Consider the following 19,891-nt stretch of genomic DNA (forward strand, 5'->3'; position numbering starts at 1 on the left):
TATCAAGCCTGCGAGTCATGAGGATGTGCGGCGTTAGAAAGGTGGAGAGAGAAGGCGTTGGCGGTGCCTGCCAATGTTTCCTGTTACAGCAAACGTTCCAGCACGCCCTTCAAGGTCTGCAAATCGTTTTCCACCAAACGTATATCGGTTGTAAACTGCTCATCCGACATGCCGGGCTGCTGGAACACAGTAAACAAGACCTCGCACCCGGGCCCGTTGGGAATAACGCGCATCGGATTCAGAATCAGCTGTCCCGGCGCCGGGCTGACGTAATGATCCAACACGCCAAACTCGTTGCCCGGGACGAAACGAATCGTCATCGGGCCGTCCGGCGTTTCTGCGATCCACTCCTCCTCTGCCCGCCTTACCGACCGGCAAAATCCCGGAGCCCATTGCGGCAGATGCTCCGGGTTGGCTATAAATTCGTAAACCTCCCCGGGTCCTCGATCTACGGTAACGCTGATTGTTTTTGTTTTTTGAACAGAGGTCATCGGCACACGTTCCTTTCCAGGGGAAGGTCCACTTTCGGGGAAAACTTAATACCGGAACTTGGCGATCATCTCCATCTTCAGCTCCCACAGCTCAGTGCTGAGATCGACCGGGTACGCTTCCGGATGCAGCTTGCGCAAATATTCCGGCCAGAACAGCGTAAGCTGCTCTCGATGATAGCGGCGGATCTCACCCAGCGAGGGCAGCGCGTAGACCTGCTCGCCATTCACGAAGATGGGCTGCAGCAGCGGAATCGCCTCGTAATCGTCCAGATACTTGTAGATGTACGGATGCACCGGGTCGAACAGCTTGATGCGCTCGCCCTGCCGGACGTCCTGCTCATGCCGCAGCGCAATGTAGTCGGCCTCCGCTTTCCCCGTGCTTCTGTTGATCAGGCGGTACGCCTCCTTTAGGCCGGGGGTGGTCACCTTCTCCGGATTCCCGGAAATTTTGATGACGGGCACGAGCTCCCCATCGCGCTCCCGAGCGACCAGCTTATATACGCCGCCGAGCGACGGTTGATCAGCGGCCGTAATAAGCTGCGTGCCTACGCCCCACGTATCGATGCGGGCCCCCTGCGCTTTCAGGTTGAAGATGATGCTCTCGTCCAGGTCGTTGGACGCCACAATCCGGACGTAGGACAGTCCCGCTTCGTCCAGCATCTCCCGAGCCGTCTTCGATAAGTAGGCCAGGTCGCCGCTGTCCAACCGGATCGCCTGCATCCGCTTGCCCTGCGCTTCAAGCGCCCGGGCTGTGCGGATCGCGTTCGGCACGCCGCTCTTCAACGTGTCGTACGTATCGACGAGCAGCGTCACGTGATCGGGCAGCGCTTCAGCGAACTTGCGGAACGCTTCGTCCTCCGACTCGTGCCCCTGCACCCACGAATGCGCATGCGTGCCCTTGGCCGGGATGCCGAAGAGCATGCCCGCTCTCACGTTCGACGTTCCATCGAACCCGGCGATATACGCCGCCCGCGCTCCCCAGACAGCGGCATCGGCTTCCTGCGCGCGCCTCGTGCCGAACTCCATTAGCCCGTCCTCGCCTGCGACCTGCTTGACCCGGGCAGCCTTCGTCGCGACCAGCGTCTGGTAGTTCACGAAGTTGAGCAGCGCCGTCTCGATCAGCTGCGCTTCGAATATGCGCGCCTCCACACGCACGAGCGGCTCGTTCGCGAATACGAGCGTTCCTTCCGGGACGGCGTACAGACTGCCGGTGAAACGGAAGTCGCGCAGCGCCTGCAGGAACGCTTCCGGGTAGTTCTCCTCCTGCGTGCGCAGGTAAGCGAGCTCCTCCTCGCCGAACCGCAGGTTTCGCATATACCGCACCGCCCGCTCCAACCCCGCGAAGACGGCGAAGCCGTTGCCGAACGGCAGCTTGCGGAAGTAGATCTCAAAGACGGCCTTCTCATTCTGCGAACCCTGTACCCAATGCGCATACATCATGTTGATTTGATATTTATCCGTATGCAGGATCAACTGCTCCTCATTCATCTGCCTTCCCTCCATGTCCTTGCCTCTATAACGTAACCGTCTCCCCGCCGCGAACAATCTTCGCGCCAAGCGTGTTCTGAAAATGCCGGAGCGCCCAGTCGTGCCCCTGCGGATTGAACGAAGCCACCGCATCCTCATGCACGACGAGATCAAAGCCTTTATTGTAAGCGTCGACAGCCGTATGAAGCACACAGATGTCGGTGCAGACGCCGACCAAATGCACCTCTTGAACGCCCCGCGCGTGAAGCTTCAGCTCGAGGTCGGTACCGCAAAACGCACTGTAACGCGTTTTGTCCATCCAATCTATGCGGCCGCGCTGCGCCTCGTAGACTTGTTCAAGCCGGCCGTACAGCTTGCGCCCTTCGGTACCGCGAATATTGTGCGGCGGGAACAGCTTATGCTCGGGGTGAAACCGGTCGTTCTCCTCGTGCAGATCCACCGCCATGACGGTGAATGCGCCTTGCTCCGCGAATTCGCGCGCAAGTTCCGCGATCCGTTCCTCGATATCGATGCCCGGCTGTCCGCAAGGCAGCTTCCCGACTACGAAATCGACCGTATAATCGATAACAATTAAAGCTTTCATGATAACCCTCCTGGAAAGTAAGTTATGATCGTAAGGATCCTATCCTGTTGATGGTATCATTATGGGGTTAACGTATCGCTTTCGTCCGTCCATTCGATTTTGCCCGATAACGATTCGGTATAACCCTGCTTCCGGCAGGCTTGACCTTCTTGCATCCGGCGAGCGATACACGTTACCTTATTTTAGTATATAGGGAGGCAGCGGAAAATAAAAATTTGCACGTCTCGTACCCCGTTACCGGCCAAGGGTAAATCTATCCTTTTCATAATAAAAAAAAGATATGCTAGAATGTAGAGATGCGATTGTCCATAAACAGCATTTTAGGAGGAAAACAGGTGTTAAAGTTAGGCAGAAACGATCGATGCCATTGCGGCAGCGGAAAAAAGTATAAAAAGTGTTGTCTCGAGGCGGACAAAACCGGGGAACAAAGGCAACTGCGTCCGGCAGAAGCAGCAATAGCCACGCCCGCAAACACGGGAGGCGGTGATGCCATAACGATAGGCGAGGTAAGGAGACTGGCCTTTACGGAAATGAATTGGGGCAACGAAATGTATTCGCAGCTTGCAGACCATCTGATTCAGCAGATGGAGCCCTCTTATGAGCCGGAGCACGTGCTGGAGGCCGTTTCGACGTGGAACAAGTTCTCCACCCTGCGCAAGCCTGTCATTCGTAAAGTTGGCGCGTTCTGCGCTGCTTTGGAGTATATGATCTCCGAAGCCTTCGGACAGCCGACCACCCAAAACAACCTGGCTCAGAAATATCTTGTATCCGCATCGACCGTCGGGAAGAAGTATCAAGAGCTGGTCGAATTTGTTCAGGAGCATGCAGCCGGGTACAGCTCGGTAAGCGAACCGAGGCTGGCTTAAGCAAGCGGAAGCAGGCTCAAGCTATGCTGCGGGAAGCACGAAAGAGAGCTGCTCCATGCATTGGCAGAAGCAAGGTTAGCTTGCGTCCCGAAATTAGGAAGGCCCGAGGTGCCACCGCACCCCGGGCCTTCCGTTTTTGTCGACTGCTCTTGGCCGCAAAATGATCTCCCGTAATAATGCCCACAATCGCCCCTATGCCTGTCTCCATTCGATTCGGCTTCTCCTGTTATTTCATCACCGGATAATCGATCACAATGACGTTCTCGACGATCCCGTCCAACAATTGTACGAATTGCTGGTGCACCGGGTGCGGCCCATATCGACGAAGCGCCTCGCGATCTTCAAACGTGACGCGAAGTCCCAGCGTGTAACCGTGCATATGCTCCGTTTCTTCCGTCACATTCACGCCGGCCGTCAAATCGACAATGCCGGGAATCCGGTCTTTAAAGGACAACAAGACTTCAAGCAGCTGCTTCTCAAGCTCCGGACTATACTTCTCGTTAAATTGAAAAGAAACAAGATGCTCAAACATCGACCCCATCACCATCCCCTTCATTTCCTCGTTCATGCTCAATCCCATCATATCATCGGACGAGCCGCCTTCAAACAGCTAAAAGATCGCGCGCGCCTACGGGCAAGCTCCAGGCTTACGCATATGCTCGCAACCACTGGCTCGCTCTCGGAGTACGCTCCCAAGGCTGCCGGTTCGCCTCCGATTTTCCCCGTATACAGCAATGCACGCGCAGCAAAACCAGCCCCCGGAATCCGGGAGCTCACTAATCGCCTTCCCTGGCTCTATACGCAGCTTCAAGACCCCCGCAGAAAAAACGCCCCGACGACCAGCGCCATCACGATCCCCCAAACGGCATTCAGCTGCAAGTACTGCACCATCACGAAGAACACGCAGGCGATGATAAAAGGAAGAAAGGTCAGCGGCCCCGAACCGTCCGTCTGCCCGAACGCATACTTGGCAAAGTCGTAGGCCAGCATCGCCATCATGACGAATATAACCGGCTGAATGCCGCGGATCATCCCTTTGATATAAGGGTTATGCTCGAGCTTGATCATGACGCCGGCCAAGGCGATCATCATCAGCGCAGTCGGCATAACGACGGCGACGAGCGCCACCATGGAGCCCGGCCAGCCGGCTACTTTATAGCCGATGTACGCCGCCAGCTTGGTGGCGATCGGCCCTGGCAGCGCATTGCCGAAAGCCAGCGAACGGCCGAATTCGGCTGTGTCCATCCACCCGTATTTATTGACGACCTGATGCTCATAGATCGGAATGATCGCCGGCCCCCCGCCGTAACCGAGCAGGGTAGCCGTACCGAAGGCGATGAACAAATGCCACAGCTTCGCCAGCATTGCTGTCCACATCGCTAGCTCACCATCCTATCGCCAGGCCGTCCCCGCGAGGATCGGCGGCGCCGCTGAAGCTGCCGTCCGGGTGAATCTTAATGGCTTGAGCCTGCCCGACGACCGGGTCCCAAGGCCCAAGCAACTCCACCCGATGCCCGCGGGCTTGAAGGTCGCGGATCGCCGCTTGATCAAGGCCGCGGTTTTCCATTCTCAACAGGTCGCTGTCGTCCCCCCAAGTACGGCCGTATACCCAGCGCGGCAGCGCGATCGCTTCCTGCACGCTGCACCCGTAGTCGAGGACGCCGGTCAACAGCGAAAGCTGCGTCTGCGGCTGGCCTTCCCCGCCCTGCGTGCCGACCAGCAGGCACGGCTTGCCGCCCTCCAGCACCATGCCCGGCATGAGCGTATGGAACGTGCGTTTGCCCGGGGCGAGCACGTTGACCGCGTTCGGATCGAGCGAGAAGAACGAGCCGCGATTTTGCAGCATGATTCCGGTATCCCCCGGCGTATAGACGCTGCCGAAATCGAAATACAGGCTCTGGATGAACGAAACCGCGTTCCCCTCCTCATCGACGGCCGCAGCGTAAGCGGTATCTTGACCCATCGCCTTCGAGGCGAACGAAACCCCGTCCGGCCAAGCCATGCGAATGCTGCGGTACTGCGCGCGGGCATGCTCCTTGGATAAAAGCCGTTCGAGCGGAATCGGCGAGAAGCGCGGATCGGTTAAATACGCGTCCCGGTCGCGGAACGCTTGTTTGACAACCTCGGCGGCGAGGTGATAAAAGTCGGCGGAATGCCGGGGCACGCGGTCAAGCTCTTCGTTCTCCAGCATATTCAGCATTTGCAACACGGAAAAGCCTTGCGAGTTGGGCGGCATCTGAACGACTGTCCGGCTGCGGTACGTCGTCGAAATCGGATCGGTCCATTCGCCCCGGTGCAAGCGGAAGTCTTCTTCCTCCAGCCAGCCGCCGTCGCGCTGCAAGCCCTGCACGATACGCCGCATCAGCTCGCCTTCGTAGAAGACTTCCCGCCCTCCGTCGCGGACCTGCTTAAGCGTCGCCGCCAGCTCGGGCTGCACCAGCCTTTCGCCGATCGCAAGCGGCGCGCCGTGAGGCAGGAAGGTGCGCGCATGAATCGCTTGCTCCATCAGCAGCGGCTGATCCTTGACGATCCAGCGGTGCAAATCGCGCGAAACGGGAACGCCCTCTTCCGTATAACGGATGGCGGGCTCAAGCAGCTGTTCCCACGGCAACCGGCCGTAAGCGGACCAAACCTCCCACCACGCGTCGACCATGCCCGGGACGGTAATCGCGCTCCGTACGCCCCGCTTCGGAATCGCGTCAAGCCCTTCGCGGGCGAACAGCTCCGGCGTTACACGACGGCCCGAACGGCCGCTGCCGTTGAAGCCGCGGAGCTTGCCGAGCGCGGCGTCATATACGAGAAAAAATGCATCCCCGCCAAGCCCGGTCATATGCGGATAAACCGCCGCCAGCGCGGCGCTGACGGCGACTGCGGCGTCAAACGCGTTGCCCCCCTGCTGCAGCATCCTGTTTCCGACCGAGCTGGCCAAATAATGCGGCGACGCAATCATGCCGCGATAAGCGATAGGCATCACATTGTTCATTAGACGTCCCTCCCGTATACATCGAGCGCTGTTTGGACGGCGGCCCCCGCATCGGCCCCGAAGCCGTGCCGGAGCAGCGAAGCTTCAAGCGCCCCCAGCGTGTGCAGCACGTTGCTCTTACGGCCGCTGTAGCCCATCGTGCCGATGCGCCAAATGCGTCCTTGTAACGGACCGAAAGAGCTGGCGATCTCGATGTTGAAATCATGCAGCAGCATACGGCGTACCGATTCACCGTCTATACCTTCGGGGATGTTGACGCAGGCGACCATCGGCAGCTTGCAGGACGGATCGCCGAACAGCTCCAATCCCATGGCCGAGAGGCCTGCGCTCAGCGCTTCTCCGTGCAGCCGGTGGCGGGCGAACCGTTCGGGCAGCCCCTCCTCCAGCACGAGCCTGACCCCTTCGCGCAATGCGTACAGCATCGAAGTCGCCTCCGTATGATGATTAAGGCGCTTCGGGCTCCAATAATCCTGCAGCTGGCTGAGATCGAGATAATTGCTGCGAATGAACGCCCCTTCGTTCGTCGGCGCGTTCGTGGAATCGCGGAGGCCGCGCTCAATGCGCTTGCGGCGGTGCAGCTTGGCCTCGGCCCGGTCGTTGTAGGTAACCGGCGCCATTCCGGAAGGGACGGACAAACACTTCTGCGTCCCTCCAATGACGGCATCGATCATCCATGCATCCGTCTGCACCTCCATGCCGCCTATCGTCGCCACCGCATCGACGACGAACAACGCGTCCAGCTCACGGCAAGCCCGGCCAACTTCTGAAAGCGGTTGCACTCTCCCTGTCGAAGTCTCGCCGTGGACCATCGCGACCAGGTAGGGCCGCGTCTCGCGCATGCGCCGGATCACGGCTTCCGGCTCGAACACCGTGCCCCATTCCTGCTCCATCGTCAACACTTCGGCGCCCAGGCGCTCCGCAATCTCGGCCAACAGGTGGCCGAAGCGTCCGTAGATCGGCACCAGCACACGGTCTCCCGGTTCGACCAGGCCGGTCAGCACCGCCTCGATGCCCGATCTGGAGCTGCCGTCGATCGGGTATGCCCAGCGGTTGCCGGTTTGGAACAGCTTCTGCAGCATGCCCATCGTTTCGTTCATGATTTCGGTAAACTCCGGGTCGAACTGTCCCAGAATGGGCAGGGACATCGCACGCAGCACGCGCGGATCGACCTCCACCGGTCCCGGCGTCATAATCATGCGTAGGGACGGGGCTAAATCGCGGTACGGTCTCATGGCGTTTCCCCCTTATAAGCTAGAGCATACAGCAGATCCGCCAAGACGACAATACCTGCGGCAAGGTCTTCGGCTTTCGTATATTCGGCGGGCGAATGGCTGATGCCGCCGCGGCTCGGCACGAAGACCATCGCGGTCGGGCATACCGGCGCCAGCAGCTGCGAGTCGTGTCCGGCTCCGCTGTACATGTGCCGGCAGACGAGCCCGCGGGTGCGGCAGATGCGGTCCAAGGCTTCCGTCAGCCGGCCGTTCATGCGCACCGGAGCGGCTTCCGTCCACAAGCTGGCGGATACGGTCAGCCCGTTCGAAGCGGCGATACGCTCCAGCGTCGTCATCAACTCGCCGCAGAACGCTTCCAGCGCCGCTCCGTCCGGGTGGCGGACGTCCAGCGTGAACGAGGCTCTGCCCGGTACGACGTTAACCGTGCCCGGACTGGCCTCCAGGCGACCGACGGTAGCCACCGTCGGGTCGCCGTAAGCGAGCGCCGCGTCGCGGATCGCGACGATCATCTCGGCCGCGCCGCATAAGGCGTCCCGGCGGTAGGACATCGGCGTCGTTCCGGCATGGTTCGCTTCGCCCGACACTTCAAAGCCGAAGCGTCTCTGACCGACGATCCCCTGAACGATGCCGATCGCAGCGCCTTCCCGCTCCAGCACGCTGCCCTGCTCAATGTGCAGCTCCACGAACGCCGACCAATCGGCCGCCGCAGGAGGCGCCGCATACCGGCCCTGTCCAAAGCCGGCTTCATGCATGGCGGCGGCAAGCGAAACGCCGTCTGCATCCGCTGCATCCGGCGCGTGCCGTGCTTGGTAGCGGCCGGTCACGCTGCCCGAGCCCCAGAACGCGAGAGGGAAGCGGCTGCCTTCCTCCTCCGCAAAGGAGACCAGCTGAAGCGTGCGCTCCGGCTGTCCATACGCCTCCTTCAAATAAGCGAGCGCGAGGGCGCCCGCCACAATGCCGTACGCGCCGTCGTAACGTCCTCCGCGGACGACCGTATCGATGTGCGAGCCCGTCGCGACGACTTCGCGCTCCCGGGCGCCGTCCAATCGGGCATACAAATTACCGACGTCGTCATAGGATACGGCGAGGCCGCAGCCCGCCAATCGCTCCGCAAGCGCACCCTGCGCCTGCTGCCAGGCCGGGGTGTACAGCAGCCGCGTAACCCCTTCATCCGCATTCGCCCCGCTCCCGAATTGCGCGAGCCAATCCAGCATATGCGCCGCTTCCGCGGCAAAGCGGCGGAGGAGCGCCCCGGTTTCCGGCGGCTCCTTGGTTGGCGCCGGCTCTCCTGCGGCCGCGACTTCCGGCTTCCCTTCGTTCGTCATCGCGTTTCCTCCGTTTCTGCTGCGCAAAGTTCAGGTGCTGTGGCGGAGCCATGCCCCTGCCTCAGCCGCATCCTCCGCCATCGATTGCGTATCCGCCCGGTACGCCTGCCGGCCACGCACGAACGTCGCGCTGACGCGGCACCCGAACCTTCGGCCGACATAAGGACTATACGCATGCCGCTGCTTCAAATGCCCGCTCTCCAGCGTATACCCCCGCTGCAGATCGGCCAGCGCCAGGTCCGCGTCGGCGCCGACGGCGATCTCCCCTTTGCGGGGATGCAGACCGAAGCGCACGGCCGGATTGAGCGACAGCATACGGCACAACAGCGGGAGCGGCAGGCCCCGCTTCAAATGGCCTTCGTCCACCATCAGCTCCAACGAGCTTTGCGCGCCTGCAATGCCGCCCCAAGCCTGAAAGAAATCCGAGCTTTGCTTCAGCTCCAGCGGACTCGGGGAATGATCGGACGCGATGATGTCGATTTTGCCGTCCGCCACCGCCTGCCACAGCTTCATTTGATCCTCGGCGCTTCTAAGCGGGGGCGCGCACTTGGCGACCGGTCCCATCCGCTCCATGTCGTCTTCGGTCAGCACGAGGTAATGCGGGCAGGTTTCAACCGTCACATCCAAGCCGCGATCCTTCGCTTTACGAATAATCCGAACCGATTCCGCACTGCTGATATGGACAAAATGCAGCGCGCACCCGGTCTCGCGCGCCATTTCGAGCGCTTGGCGCACAGCGGTCCGTTCCGCGGATATCGGCCGGGACGCCGCGTAATCGCGAGCGCCGGTGCGCCCTTCGCGGATCGAATGCCCGGCGATCGAAGCGACCATGCTTTCATCCTCGGCATGCAGCGCCAACACGCGGTTCAGCCTGGCAATGCGCTTCATGCCTTCCAGCAGCGTCGCATAGTCGGCGCGCCGGAACCGTTCTTCGCCTTCGCCGCCCGGCTCGGACATGAACGCCTTGAAGCCGATCACCCCGGCCGCGGCAAGCGGTTCAAGTTCCTTCAGGTTGCCCGGAACGAGCCCGCCCCAGAGCGCATAATCGACGCTGGAGCGATTCGCCGCCGCCCGCAGCTTCTGGGACATGGCCGCCACCGAGACGGTCGGCGGCAGTCCGTTCAAAGGCATATCCAGGAAGGAGGTGCAGCCGCCGGCGGCCAGCGCCTTCGAACCGGTCTCGAAGCCTTCCCAATGGCCCATGCGCGGCTCGTTCAAATGAACGTGCGCGTCAACCATCCCCGGCAGCACATGAAGTCCCCGGGCGTCAAAGTGCCTTGATGCTTCGCCCGTGATATGTTCGGCCAACCGGACGATCCGGCCGTCCGCTACGCCGATATCCAGACGGCGAACTTCGTGCCGCAGCACGACAAGCCCGCCGGTTATTTTCAAATCCAGCATACGCCCATCCCCTCTCGGCTTCGTCCGTGTTCCCCGCCCGGCGGATTCAGCTGCCCCGGTACGTGCTGTATCCGCCCGGCGCGACCAGCAGCGGCACGTGGTAATGCTCCTGCCCGTCGGCTATGCGAAATCGAACCGGCACCTGCTCCAGGAACGTCGGCACGCTGGCGCCGCCTGCCGTCTGGCGGGCGCTGTACCAATCGCCGACGTCAAAAACAAGCTCATAGGTGCCGACCAGCAGATCGCCGCCGGCCAGCAGCGGCGCATCCAAGCGCCCGTCGGCGTTCGTCGTCGCTTCGCGCAGCTTCACGGCTCCTTCCGGCGTCGTCCGGTATAACGCGACCCGCATCCCTGCGGCAGGCCGGCCGCCGGACAGCTCCAGCACATGCGTCGTCAGACGCCCGCTCATGTAAGGGCGGCTCCCTGCGCCTTCTGCGCAGCCTGCGCTTCAGCGAGGTCTTCCTGCGTCATGGAGAAGCCCTGAAACCCGAAAGGCGGTCTAGGCTCGGTAAATACCTTGGCTTCGGAAGAGCCCGCCGCCGACTCCGCTACCGTTTCCCACGTGCGGTTGTTCGACTCGAACCAGATGCGCCCGAGCTGCGGGAAACGCTCCAAGATGCGCAAGCCGATCACGTAAATCAGACTTTGAATGGACGCGCTGTTCACCTCGTGAAACACGGTATGCGCGATATCGGCGATTTGCTCGGGGGCCGCGTAAGCTTGGCCGTCGAGGGCGTCGTCGGCCTTCGCGTACTCCCAACCGATGTTCAAATAAATGAACAACGGTCGGTTGAAGCTCTCCGGCAGCGTCGTATACTCGTCGCGGACGAAATTCGCGAAGGAACTCCCGCTGACTTTGATCAAATGCAAATTCGTGATTTCGGCCGATTGCTTGACCGTCTCCAGGCTTTGCCCGGTCCGCTCCACGCGAACCGTAAATCGTCCGCTCTCGTTGCGTGAGCGGCGGTACACGAGCCCGCTGCCGCGAAATTCGCCGTTCCCCGCCGCAATCGGCACCGCATCGAACGGCAGCCGCTCTGCCGACAGCTCAACGCCGGACATATGCGCGTACTTATGCAGGAGCAAGCACGCCGCGTGACGAAGGAACGCTTCAACCGTCGAGCCCTCGAAATCGGCGGCATGCCGCAGCATGAAATTTTTCATCGAATCGGTCGCCACCACCATGCTGTTGTCCGCTTGCGTGAAAGAAGGCAGGAACGCATCCCCGCTGACGGAAACCGTGACATTCAGGGCGAAAATGACATTGTCCGACCCCGTATAGGCCGATTCGGGAATCGGGCTGACTTCAAGGGGTTTGACATACGTGCGGTAGACGAGCACATCCCCTTTGCCGTAATACATGGTTCGTTTGCCATAGCCGGTAGTCATAACGCAATCGTTCCCTTCCTGTAGAATCAAATCGTCCAGCCGAAAACGGGTAATTTTGGCGATCTCCGTCATCGCTTGACGCTGCTCTTGTTGCACATTGTGTTCGAGTCTGGCCTGCATGGCTTCGAGAATCAGCTCCTTGGAGCTGCCCTTCACCGCCATGATGAACGGGAATCCGAATTTGCCGGTATACGCCGTATTGATGCGGGTAAACATGTCGTATTCGTCGACGCTCAGCTCGTTCAACCCGACGCCCCGCTGCTCTTGGACCGACATCTCGCTCATCTGGAGACGCCCGGCCAAATCCGGGTGCGCCCGGAGCAGCGCCAGACGCTCCTCCCGCGAAGCGCCGTCAACTACCCGCAGCATCGCGCGGTGCAGCTGCTCCGAGTCTGCGAAAGGCCGCGCCGCATAAGCACGCTCGGCAACCCATGGCGAATGCTCGAATACCGCGCCGAGCGCTTCGACAAACCCGGCCTGCGTCATTCGATTCAGTTGGCCGATTGAAATGCGATGGATAGTTGTCATTCGCGGTTCCGCCTTTCTCCTTTCTCAGGTAAAATCGCGCTCGCCGGCATTGCGCCGCCCGCACCTGTTCCGCACCGCAGCGTCCGCAGCGCGCATAATGCCGCCGTACCCCGTGCAGCGGCACAGGTTGCCGGACAGCGCCTCCTCCACGTCGTCCCGGCTCGGAGCCGGGCACTGGTCAAGCAGGCCGACCAGAGAGACGGCCATTCCCGGCGTGCAATATCCGCATTGAAAGCCGCCTTCCTCGAGGAAGGCTTGCTGGACCGGATGCAGCCCGCCGTCGTCGCCGGCCAAACCTTCGATCGTCGTGACCGAGCGGCCCTCCACCTGATACGCCATCAGCAAGCAGGCATTCATCGGCTTGCCGTCCACCAGCACCATGCATGCGCCGCAGCGGCCGATTTCGCACGAAATCTTCGTGCCTGTCAGCCCGAGATCCTTGCGCAGCACATCCACCAAACGGCGTTCGGCGGCAACCGCCAGCTCCAAAGGCTTGCCGTTCAAGGTACAAGCCAGCCGGTTCACCTGTTCCGGTTGCGGCAGACTGCTCATCGCGCTCCCCCCTCTTCAAACGGATCGTCCGCCATAAGCTCTTCCGGGTTGATGGGGAGTGAAGTTACCCACTTGCCGACGGCGTCGCGGACGGCGGCGGCGATGGCCGGAGCTACGGCGACCGTACCGATTTCGCCGATCCCCCGCGGACCGTACGGATCGCCCTCCGGCAGCCCCTCGATCGCATCCAGCTGGAAGCCGGCAGGCGTATCCTTCACCGTTGGAATCAAATAAGCATCCAGATTGCGGGTCAAGTATTGCCCGCCCTCCATGACGGCGTCCTCCGTCAGCGCAAATCCGATGGCCATGTGGCTGCCGCCTTCAATCTGCCCGACATACCCCATCGGATTGACGACAGGTCCGGCCGCGACCGCATGGTACTGATCGGTCACCCGCACACGTCCGGTCAGCAGGTTCACCTCGACTTCGACGGCCACCGCCGTGTACGTATGCAAGAAATGCGCCCCCACCCGCTCATCCGGCGTCGTCGGAAAGTGAAACGCCGTCTCGCAGGCGATCGGCGTTTCCGTCCGTTCCGACAGCTCACGGTATCGGATGACCGGCTCCGCTTCGCCGCTTACCGCCGTTCGCCAGATGCCGCCCGGACCGGTCTTTAATTGATTGGCCGGAACGCCGGTCAGCCTGGAGGCCGCTTCGAGCAGCATTCCCGCGAACGGCGCCTCCATTCGCTGAAGCGCCTGCCACATCATGCTCGTCGCCCGCGAGGCGGTGCTTGAGCCGCTGTGCGGCACGCGAGCCGTATCGCCGATGACGAGCTCCAGATCTTCCTTGGCGCAGCCGAACCGCTCCGTCAGCATGATTTGCAAGGAAGCGAGCAGCCCTTGCCCGAATTCCTCGTAGCCGAACGCCGCTTCAATGCGGCCTTCGGCATTCAGGCGGAGACGGCCGCCAGCCGGGTCCGGAAGACCGAAGCCAAGCCCGGAGCCGTGCATGGCGATGGCGGCGCCAATTCCCCTGCGCAGCCACTTCTCCCGGGTGCCGCCCGCCCGTCTTTCGCCCATCGCCGGCCACGCCTCGCGTTCTTCGCCCGCCATCGACGATCCCGCGAGCTCTTCATTCGCGGCCGTCCACGCCGCCTGCTCTTCCCGCGCCTTCCTCCGCATCAGCTCGGAGCCGGCCACCGACGCCCACACCTGGCGGGCGCCGTCTGTCGCCACGATCCGCTGGCCGAACGGCCCGGGTTCGTCCGCTTCCCGCAAGTTGCGGCTGCGCAGCTCCCACGGATCGATGCCCGCCGCTTCCGCCAGCCGGTCGAGCTGCCCCTCCATCGCGAAAATCACCTGATTGCCGCCGAAGCCGCGAAACTCGCCCGATACGCCGTTGTTCGTATACACGGACAAGCCTTCGATCGCGACGTTCGGAATCCGGTAAGGCCCCTGCGCGTGTTCCGTCGCGAAGTTCAAGACCGGTTCGCCCAGCGTGGCGTAAGCGCCGGTATCGGCCACGATGCGCACCTCATGGGCGAGCAGCTTGCCGTTCGCGTCCATTCCCGTGCGCATCGTCACGCTCATCGGATGACGCTTCAATCCGGCGCGAACCGATTCCATCCGCGATTGGTGCAGCTTGACCGGCCGGCCGCTCTTCAAAGCCAGCAGCGCCCCGTAGGGCTGCACGTTCAGTTCGTCCTTGCCGCCGAACGAGCCGCCGATCGGACTGGACACGACGCGAATGCTCGGCTCCGGCATCGCCAGAATACGCGACAGCTGAAACCGGTCTTTATAGCCGTGCTGCGTCGGCGCATAAACCGTAAGTCCTGCGCCGTCCGGCTCCGGGACGAACAATCCGCCTTCGGTTTCCATATAGACGTGCATTTGACGCGGGGTCCGGTACGTATTTTCCGTAACGAAAGCACAGGCCGCGAACGCCTGCGCGGCATTCCCCCGCTCATAATCGGTGCGATGCAGCACGTTCCCGTTCGGATGCAGCTTAGGCGCATCGGGCCGCAGCCCCGCTTCCGGGCTGTCGATGACCGGCAGCGGCTCGTAGACCACCTCGATCAGCGTCAGCGCATATTCGGCCAGCTCCTCGGTTTCAGCCGCAACCGCCGCCACGGCATCCCCGGCGAAACGCACGCGATCCTCGCACAACACCGGCTGATCGGGAACCGCGATACCGAACAAATTCAAGCCCGGCACGTCGCGATGGGTAAGCACCGCATGAACCCCCGGCAGCCGCTGCGCCCGGCTCGTGTCGATGGACAAGATCCAGGCGTGCGGATAAGCGCTTCGCAAAATTTTGCCGTACAGCATGCCGGGCATGCCCATATCCGTCAAATACGCCAGCCGTCCGGTCACCTTATCCGGTCCGTCCGGGCGTATGTGCCAGCGTGTTCCTGCCATCGTTCTATCCAGTCTCATCCTGCCCCTCCTCTCTCAGTCCCCCCGGCAGCCGGCGCGCTCCTCCAGGAACGCCGTCAGCAAATGGGCGGCCGCACGCTTGCGGTATGCCGCCGTAGCGAAAGCATCCGCTCCGCTGTCGAACCCTTCCATCACGGCTTGATGCACGCTGCGCCTCAAGTCCGCGCTCCATACGCTTCCTTCCAGCAGCGCCTCAGCCTCCGCCAGCCGGCAGGCGACCGCAGCGGCGCTGCCGGCGGCCAACCGTACGCCGCGCAGCCTGCCCGCCGCATCGAGCCGAAATTGTCCGGCTACCGTCACGACGGAAGGACAGAACCCTTCGCGCCGCCCGACTTTCTCGTAATAGCTGCAAGTCTCTTGGTCATCCGCCTTCCTGCTCCAGCGAACCTCCTTCAGCAGGCGCGTCTCCTTCGCGGAGCCGCCGTTCGCACGCCGCTGCTCCAGCCAGGCGCCGAGCGGCTCGGCCACCGACCCGCTGCCGTCGTACCATACCAGCTCTGCGTCCGTCACGGCCAAAGCGGGCAGCGAATCGCCCGAGGCCGACATGACGTTGCCTCCGATCGTACCCAGGCGGCGAATGGAGGGAGCCGCGATACGGCGGCAGGCTTCCTTCAGCAAGGACGGAGCGTCCCCCCATTGCTGACAAGCGGCGAGCGTCACGCCCGCACCGATTCGAATCGCTGCCCCGCCCGCTTCGCATCCCTGCAGTTCCGGTACCGATTCAAGGCTGATCAGATGCCCCGGCATGATCGCCGTCCCCGCTTCCCACTGCGTTCGCAGCAGCGTGCCGCCGGAGACGATCACGGCCTGCTCGCCCAGTGTCCTCTTCAACTGCCAAGCTTCCGCCAGCGTTCGCGGCTGCCACACCCGCTTCCGCATTTCCGGCAAGGGATATTCGCCAACAGCCATCCGCCTCACCTCGCTTTTCCAGACTCATCACGTTCACCTCTAGTGGCGCTGCTCCCGCAAATACGGAAGTCCGAGCGCTTCGGGGCCGCCCGAAGGCTTGCTGCGCGTTTTCCAGCCGACATACATCAGTACGCCGATGGTGATCAGGTACGGCATCATTTTCAGAAAATACGAAGGAATCGGGGTTCCCAGCAATTGAATGCGGAAGCCCAGGGCATCAAGCCCGCCGAATAAATAAGCGGCGAACAAAGCGCGAACCGGATTCCAACGGGCGAAAATAATGAGCGCCACCGCGATCCACCCGCGTCCGGCCGTCATCCCTTCCGTCCAGCTGGGCGAATACGCCAGGATCAAATACGAGCCGGCCAAGCCCATCAGCATCGAGCCGAGCACGACATACGTGTAGCGAAACAGCGCCACCGGAATGCCCATTACGTCCGCCGTCCCCGGACTATCGCCGACGGCGCGGAGATGCAGCCCCCAGGACGTACGGTAAATAAGCGTGTGCAGCGCGACGACGAGCACCAGGCTGAACCATACGATCCAATCCTGATGCGCCAGCAGCCTGCCGGCGAACGGCACGGCTTCCAGCCACGGCAGATCGAGCTTCGGCACGGAGCCTGGAATCGGCTGGCCGCTGAACTTTTTGCCCAAGTAGGCGCTTAATCCGGTGCCGAACAGCGTAATGGCCAGACCGCTGACGGTTTGGTTCGCATGCAGCGTAACCGTCAATAAGGCGTGCAGCCCGCCCAACAGCGCCGTACCCAGCAGCGCCGACAGAAGCGCGAGCCCCAGGCTTTGGGTCGTGATATAAGTCATGCAGGAGAGCACGGCTCCCATCAGCATGATGCCTTCCGTACCGAGATGAATAATGCCCGCCCTCTCCGATAAAATCCCCCCGAGCGCGGCAAGCAGCAGCGGGGTCCCGGCGGAAATCGCCGCGATCAGCAAAGTAATCGTGAATTCCAACGTGAACAGCCCCCTTCGACCGCCGGTCGACTCCCGGCTCCTTATGCTTTATCGCTGCGGCTGCGGCGCAGCCGGTATTTTCCGAAGTGATCCCCGGCAATCAGAAAGAATAAGATCGCGCCCTGGAGCATCAGCGACATGGACGACGGCAGCCCGATCGTCTGCACGCTGTAGCCGCCGACAATCAGTGCGCCGAACAGCACGGACGACACAAGCAGGCCGGCCGGATTCAGCTTGGCGAGCCAAGCGACGATAATGGCCGTATACCCGTAACCGGGCGACAATCCGTACATCAGCCGGTGCGTCACCCCGGACACCTCGCTCATGCCCGCAAGTCCGGCCAGGCCGCCGCTGATCAGCATCACGACGATAATGTGACGGTTCACCGCGATCCCCGCGTACTTGGCCGCAGCCGGATTCGCGCCGAGCAAGCGAAGCTCGTAGCCCCAGCGCGTGTAGTTCATCCAGACCGCGTACAGAATGACCGCGACCAGACCGTATACCAGCCCCAGGTGAAGCCGCGAGCCGCCCAGCGTCAGCAGCTGCTGCGCCGGCGGAAATTCCGCGGTGCCGGGGAAATTCATCCCTTTCGGATCTTTCCAGGGACCGAACACGAAGAAATTCAGCAATAGAATCGCCACATAATTCAACATTAAAGAAGTAATCAGCTCGTTCACCCGGAACAGCGTACGAGGCAGGGCCGTCAGCAGCCCCCACAGCGCGCCCCCGGCCATCCCGGCGATCATCATGACGGGAATCGCCCAAAGCCCGCCGAGCTCCGGCCAATAAATCGTAACCGCCGTCGCGGAGATCGCACCGGCGATCAGCTGTCCTTCCGCTCCGATATTCCAAATCGAAATGCGGTAGGCGAACGAGACGCCGAGTCCGCATAACAGCAGCGGAATCGCTTTGACCATCGTTTCGCTGATGCCGTAGCTGGAGCCGAAGGCGCCTTGAAGCATTTTCAAATAAACGGCGATCGGGTTCATGCCGTTCAGCGCAATAAACAACCCGCAAAACACCAGCGCCAGCCCAACCGACACGATCGGCATCCACCATACGCCAGATGGAGCGGAGTTCAGCTCCAGGCGAAATTTAGGCTTGTCGGCGCCCCCGGCTTCCGCCGTCTGCGCCTTTGCTCCCCAAGCTCCGGCGGAGGGTTCGGTACTCATATGGCTTCACCTCGCGATTCCGGTAAGCCGGCCATGGCGGAGCCGATATCGCCCCGGTCCAACGTCCCGGCTCGAAATTCGGCTTGAATCGTGCCGTTAAACAGCACGAGCACACGATCCGACAGCTTGATTACTTCGTCCAAATCCTCGGATATGAGCAGGATGCCCGTTCCGCCTTCGGCGAGCTCCCGAAGCATGCGATGCACCCCGTTAGCAGCCCCGACATCGAGACCCTGCGTCGGATGCACGGCAACGAGCAGCTTCGGCTTCTGCTCCGCTTCGCGGGCGAGCACAAGCTTCTGCTGGTTGCCTCCGGACAGCTGGCGCACCGGCGCGTCCAGACCGGGCGTCTTGACGTCGAACTTCCGCACCAGCTCCTCGGCCCACCTGCGGTTTCCCCCTTTTCGCAAGAAGCCGAGACGCGAACGGGCCGGGGTACGATACGACTTGAATAATAAATTATCCGTGACGCCGAGCGATCCAGCTAAGCCGCTTTTCATCCGGTTCTCCGGAATATGGGCGACACCCAGCTCAATCAGCCTGCGCACGCTGGGCGTCTGCAGCTCCCGGCCGTCGTATACGACCGTACCCGACTGCCAGGGGCGCAGTCCCGTCAACGCTTCCGCCAGCTCCTTCTGCCCGTTGCCGGCAACCCCGGCGACGCCGACGATCTCGCCCTTGCCTACCTGCAGCGTAACGCCCTGCAGCGCCTGGCGACCATGATCCGCGTTCACCTGCAGCCGCTCCACGGCGAGAATCGCGCCAAGCGCCTCCCGCTGATCACGGATCGGCGACGGATCGGCATGATTCGCTGTTGCCGCCTCGATCGACCGCCCGACCATCAGCTGCGCCAGCTCCTGTTCCGACGTATCCGCCTTGGCGACAGATGCGATCATCTTTCCTTTGCGCATCATGGACATCACATCGGCAACCGCCATGACCTCCCTCAGCTTGTGGGTCGTAATCATGACCGTCTTGCCTTCCTGCTTCATCGACCTCAGCGTGCGGAACAGCTCTTCCGCTTCTCCCGGCGTCAACACGGAGGTCGGCTCGTCGAGGATGACGATGTCCGCCCCGCGGTATAACGTCTTCATAATTTCCACGCGCTGCTGCTCGCCGACGGACAGCTGCCAGACCGGCCGGTCCATCGGAACGCTCAGGCCGAATTTACGAGCCAGCTCTTCCAGCTCCCGCTGCTTGCTCCGCATCCAGCCTTTGCCTCGCCAAACGCTGCCGCGCTGGCCCAGTACAATATTCTCCGCTCCGGTCATCGCCGCCACCAGCCGAAAATGCTGGTGGACCATGCCGATCCCGAGCTTCATCGCGTCCTTCGGACCGCGAATGTGGACCGGCTTCCCGCCGATGCGAATCTCGCCTTCGTCCGCGCGGTACACGCCGGATAATATCGACATGATCGTGCTCTTGCCGGCCCCGTTCTCGCCGAGCAGCGCATGAATCTCGCCCCGCCGAACGGACAGGTCGACGCCGTCGCTTGCGGTTACCGGGCCGAACCGCTTTAGGATACCGGTCATTTCAAACGCATATTCCGTCATTCGAGTCAGCCTCTCTTCTTCACCCGGGGCCTTCGGCTAGCACAAATCCCTTCGCGGTTACGAAGGGATTTG

The 19,891-nt window shown here is 61.8% G+C and carries 18 protein-coding genes; 1 reads left to right on the forward strand and 17 read right to left on the reverse strand.

Going from position 1 to position 19,891, the window contains the following annotated elements:
• Positions 1–83: 83 nt before the first annotated feature.
• From FKP33_RS12520 to FKP33_RS12530, 3 genes are read right to left on the reverse strand one after another with little or no spacing between them, the layout of a single operon-like run.
• Positions 84–491 (reverse strand): SRPBCC family protein, encoded by a 408-nt coding sequence (locus FKP33_RS12520; protein WP_127607904.1) that lies wholly within the window; start codon positions 489–491, stop codon positions 84–86.
• Between the two features lie 45 nt (positions 492–536).
• Positions 537–1,979, reverse strand: coding sequence for a nicotinate phosphoribosyltransferase (locus FKP33_RS12525; RefSeq protein WP_141335282.1), 1,443 nt, complete (start codon positions 1,977–1,979; stop codon positions 537–539).
• Between the two features lie 25 nt (positions 1,980–2,004).
• Positions 2,005–2,562 (reverse strand): cysteine hydrolase family protein, encoded by a 558-nt coding sequence (locus tag FKP33_RS12530; RefSeq protein WP_141335284.1) that lies wholly within the window; start codon positions 2,560–2,562, stop codon positions 2,005–2,007.
• Between the two features lie 335 nt (positions 2,563–2,897).
• Here FKP33_RS12530 and FKP33_RS12535 point away from each other — a divergent pair, with 335 nt between their 5' ends.
• Complete coding sequence (locus FKP33_RS12535) at positions 2,898–3,428, forward strand: SEC-C metal-binding domain-containing protein (RefSeq protein ID WP_164751814.1); 531 nt, start codon at positions 2,898–2,900, stop codon at positions 3,426–3,428.
• 226 nt (positions 3,429–3,654) lie between these two features.
• On the opposite strand, the gene FKP33_RS12540 is transcribed toward FKP33_RS12535, so the two are convergent.
• The 14 genes from FKP33_RS12540 to FKP33_RS12605 form a co-directional block, all read right to left on the reverse strand.
• On the reverse strand, positions 3,655–4,011 hold the full coding sequence (locus tag FKP33_RS12540) for a Dabb family protein (protein ID WP_230876034.1): 357 nt from the start codon (positions 4,009–4,011) through the stop codon (positions 3,655–3,657).
• A gap of 224 nt (positions 4,012–4,235) precedes the next feature.
• On the reverse strand, positions 4,236–4,805 hold the full coding sequence (locus FKP33_RS12545) for a chromate transporter (protein WP_230876033.1): 570 nt from the start codon (positions 4,803–4,805) through the stop codon (positions 4,236–4,238).
• A 7-nt stretch (positions 4,806–4,812) separates the two neighbouring features.
• A complete protein-coding gene (ggt, locus tag FKP33_RS12550) occupies positions 4,813–6,411 on the reverse strand; it encodes a gamma-glutamyltransferase (protein WP_141335286.1) in 1,599 nt (532 codons plus the stop codon).
• Positions 6,411–7,643: a pyridoxal-phosphate-dependent aminotransferase family protein gene (locus FKP33_RS12555; protein ID WP_127607899.1), complete on the reverse strand. Its 1,233-nt coding sequence runs from the start codon at positions 7,641–7,643 to the stop codon at positions 6,411–6,413. The genes ggt and FKP33_RS12555 overlap by 1 nt, the downstream gene beginning before the upstream one ends.
• Complete coding sequence (locus FKP33_RS12560; RefSeq protein WP_141335288.1) at positions 7,640–8,968, reverse strand: M20 family metallo-hydrolase; 1,329 nt, start codon at positions 8,966–8,968, stop codon at positions 7,640–7,642. Before FKP33_RS12560 ends, FKP33_RS12555 begins: the two co-directional genes overlap by 4 nt.
• Before the next feature lie 30 nt (positions 8,969–8,998).
• Complete coding sequence (gene allB, locus FKP33_RS12565) at positions 8,999–10,369, reverse strand: allantoinase AllB (protein ID WP_141335290.1); 1,371 nt, start codon at positions 10,367–10,369, stop codon at positions 8,999–9,001.
• Positions 10,370–10,415: 46 nt separating this feature from the next.
• Positions 10,416–10,778: a hydroxyisourate hydrolase gene (uraH, locus tag FKP33_RS12570; protein ID WP_141335292.1), complete on the reverse strand. Its 363-nt coding sequence runs from the start codon at positions 10,776–10,778 to the stop codon at positions 10,416–10,418.
• The gene (pucL, locus tag FKP33_RS12575; RefSeq protein ID WP_373423876.1) at positions 10,775–12,286 is read right to left on the reverse strand and encodes a factor-independent urate hydroxylase; all 1,512 of its coding nucleotides are present in this window, start codon (positions 12,284–12,286) and stop codon (positions 10,775–10,777) included. The genes uraH and pucL overlap by 4 nt, the downstream gene beginning before the upstream one ends.
• Positions 12,287–12,310: 24 nt before the next feature.
• Positions 12,311–12,838 (reverse strand): (2Fe-2S)-binding protein, encoded by a 528-nt coding sequence (locus FKP33_RS12580; protein WP_054799823.1) that lies wholly within the window; start codon positions 12,836–12,838, stop codon positions 12,311–12,313.
• A complete protein-coding gene (pucD, locus tag FKP33_RS12585) occupies positions 12,835–15,216 on the reverse strand; it encodes a xanthine dehydrogenase subunit D (RefSeq protein ID WP_141335294.1) in 2,382 nt (793 codons plus the stop codon). Before pucD ends, FKP33_RS12580 begins: the two co-directional genes overlap by 4 nt.
• A 15-nt stretch (positions 15,217–15,231) precedes the next feature.
• A complete protein-coding gene (locus tag FKP33_RS12590) occupies positions 15,232–16,125 on the reverse strand; it encodes an FAD binding domain-containing protein (RefSeq protein WP_141335296.1) in 894 nt (297 codons plus the stop codon).
• 39 nt (positions 16,126–16,164) lie between these two features.
• Positions 16,165–17,094, reverse strand: coding sequence for an ABC transporter permease (locus FKP33_RS12595; protein ID WP_054799742.1), 930 nt, complete (start codon positions 17,092–17,094; stop codon positions 16,165–16,167).
• Positions 17,095–17,135: 41 nt separating this feature from the next.
• Positions 17,136–18,266, reverse strand: coding sequence for an ABC transporter permease (locus FKP33_RS12600; RefSeq protein WP_054797203.1), 1,131 nt, complete (start codon positions 18,264–18,266; stop codon positions 17,136–17,138).
• Positions 18,263–19,819: an ABC transporter ATP-binding protein gene (locus FKP33_RS12605; RefSeq protein WP_141335298.1), complete on the reverse strand. Its 1,557-nt coding sequence runs from the start codon at positions 19,817–19,819 to the stop codon at positions 18,263–18,265. The genes FKP33_RS12600 and FKP33_RS12605 overlap by 4 nt, the downstream gene beginning before the upstream one ends.
• Positions 19,820–19,891: the final 72 nt, after the last annotated feature.

Origin of the sequence: Paenibacillus sp. tmac-D7, from assembly GCF_006519665.1 — a bacterium.
Lineage (GTDB): Bacteria > Bacillota > Bacilli > Paenibacillales > NBRC-103111 > Paenibacillus_G > Paenibacillus_G validus.

Excerpts from the sequence above, each read along its gene's own strand:
- FKP33_RS12520 (WP_127607904.1), bottom strand. The coding sequence starts at position 491 with ATGACCTCTGTTCAAAAAACAAAAACAATCAGCGTTACCGTAGATCGA.
- FKP33_RS12525 (WP_141335282.1), bottom strand. The coding sequence starts at position 1,979 with ATGAATGAGGAGCAGTTGATCCTGCATACGGATAAATATCAAATCAAC.
- FKP33_RS12530 (WP_141335284.1), bottom strand. The coding sequence starts at position 2,562 with ATGAAAGCTTTAATTGTTATCGATTATACGGTCGATTTCGTAGTCGGG.
- FKP33_RS12540 (WP_230876034.1), bottom strand. The coding sequence starts at position 4,011 with ATGATGGGATTGAGCATGAACGAGGAAATGAAGGGGATGGTGATGGGG.
- FKP33_RS12545 (WP_230876033.1), bottom strand. The coding sequence starts at position 4,805 with ATGTGGACAGCAATGCTGGCGAAGCTGTGGCATTTGTTCATCGCCTTC.
- ggt (WP_141335286.1), bottom strand. The coding sequence starts at position 6,411 with ATGAACAATGTGATGCCTATCGCTTATCGCGGCATGATTGCGTCGCCG.
- FKP33_RS12555 (WP_127607899.1), bottom strand. The coding sequence starts at position 7,643 with ATGAGACCGTACCGCGATTTAGCCCCGTCCCTACGCATGATTATGACG.
- FKP33_RS12560 (WP_141335288.1), bottom strand. The coding sequence starts at position 8,968 with ATGACGAACGAAGGGAAGCCGGAAGTCGCGGCCGCAGGAGAGCCGGCG.
- allB (WP_141335290.1), bottom strand. The coding sequence starts at position 10,369 with ATGCTGGATTTGAAAATAACCGGCGGGCTTGTCGTGCTGCGGCACGAA.
- uraH (WP_141335292.1), bottom strand. The coding sequence starts at position 10,778 with ATGAGCGGGCGTCTGACGACGCATGTGCTGGAGCTGTCCGGCGGCCGG.
- pucL (WP_373423876.1), bottom strand. The coding sequence starts at position 12,286 with ATGACAACTATCCATCGCATTTCAATCGGCCAACTGAATCGAATGACG.
- FKP33_RS12580 (WP_054799823.1), bottom strand. The coding sequence starts at position 12,838 with ATGAGCAGTCTGCCGCAACCGGAACAGGTGAACCGGCTGGCTTGTACC.
- pucD (WP_141335294.1), bottom strand. The coding sequence starts at position 15,216 with ATGAGACTGGATAGAACGATGGCAGGAACACGCTGGCACATACGCCCG.
- FKP33_RS12590 (WP_141335296.1), bottom strand. The coding sequence starts at position 16,125 with ATGGCTGTTGGCGAATATCCCTTGCCGGAAATGCGGAAGCGGGTGTGG.
- FKP33_RS12600 (WP_054797203.1), bottom strand. The coding sequence starts at position 18,266 with ATGAGTACCGAACCCTCCGCCGGAGCTTGGGGAGCAAAGGCGCAGACG.
- FKP33_RS12605 (WP_141335298.1), bottom strand. The coding sequence starts at position 19,819 with ATGACGGAATATGCGTTTGAAATGACCGGTATCCTAAAGCGGTTCGGC.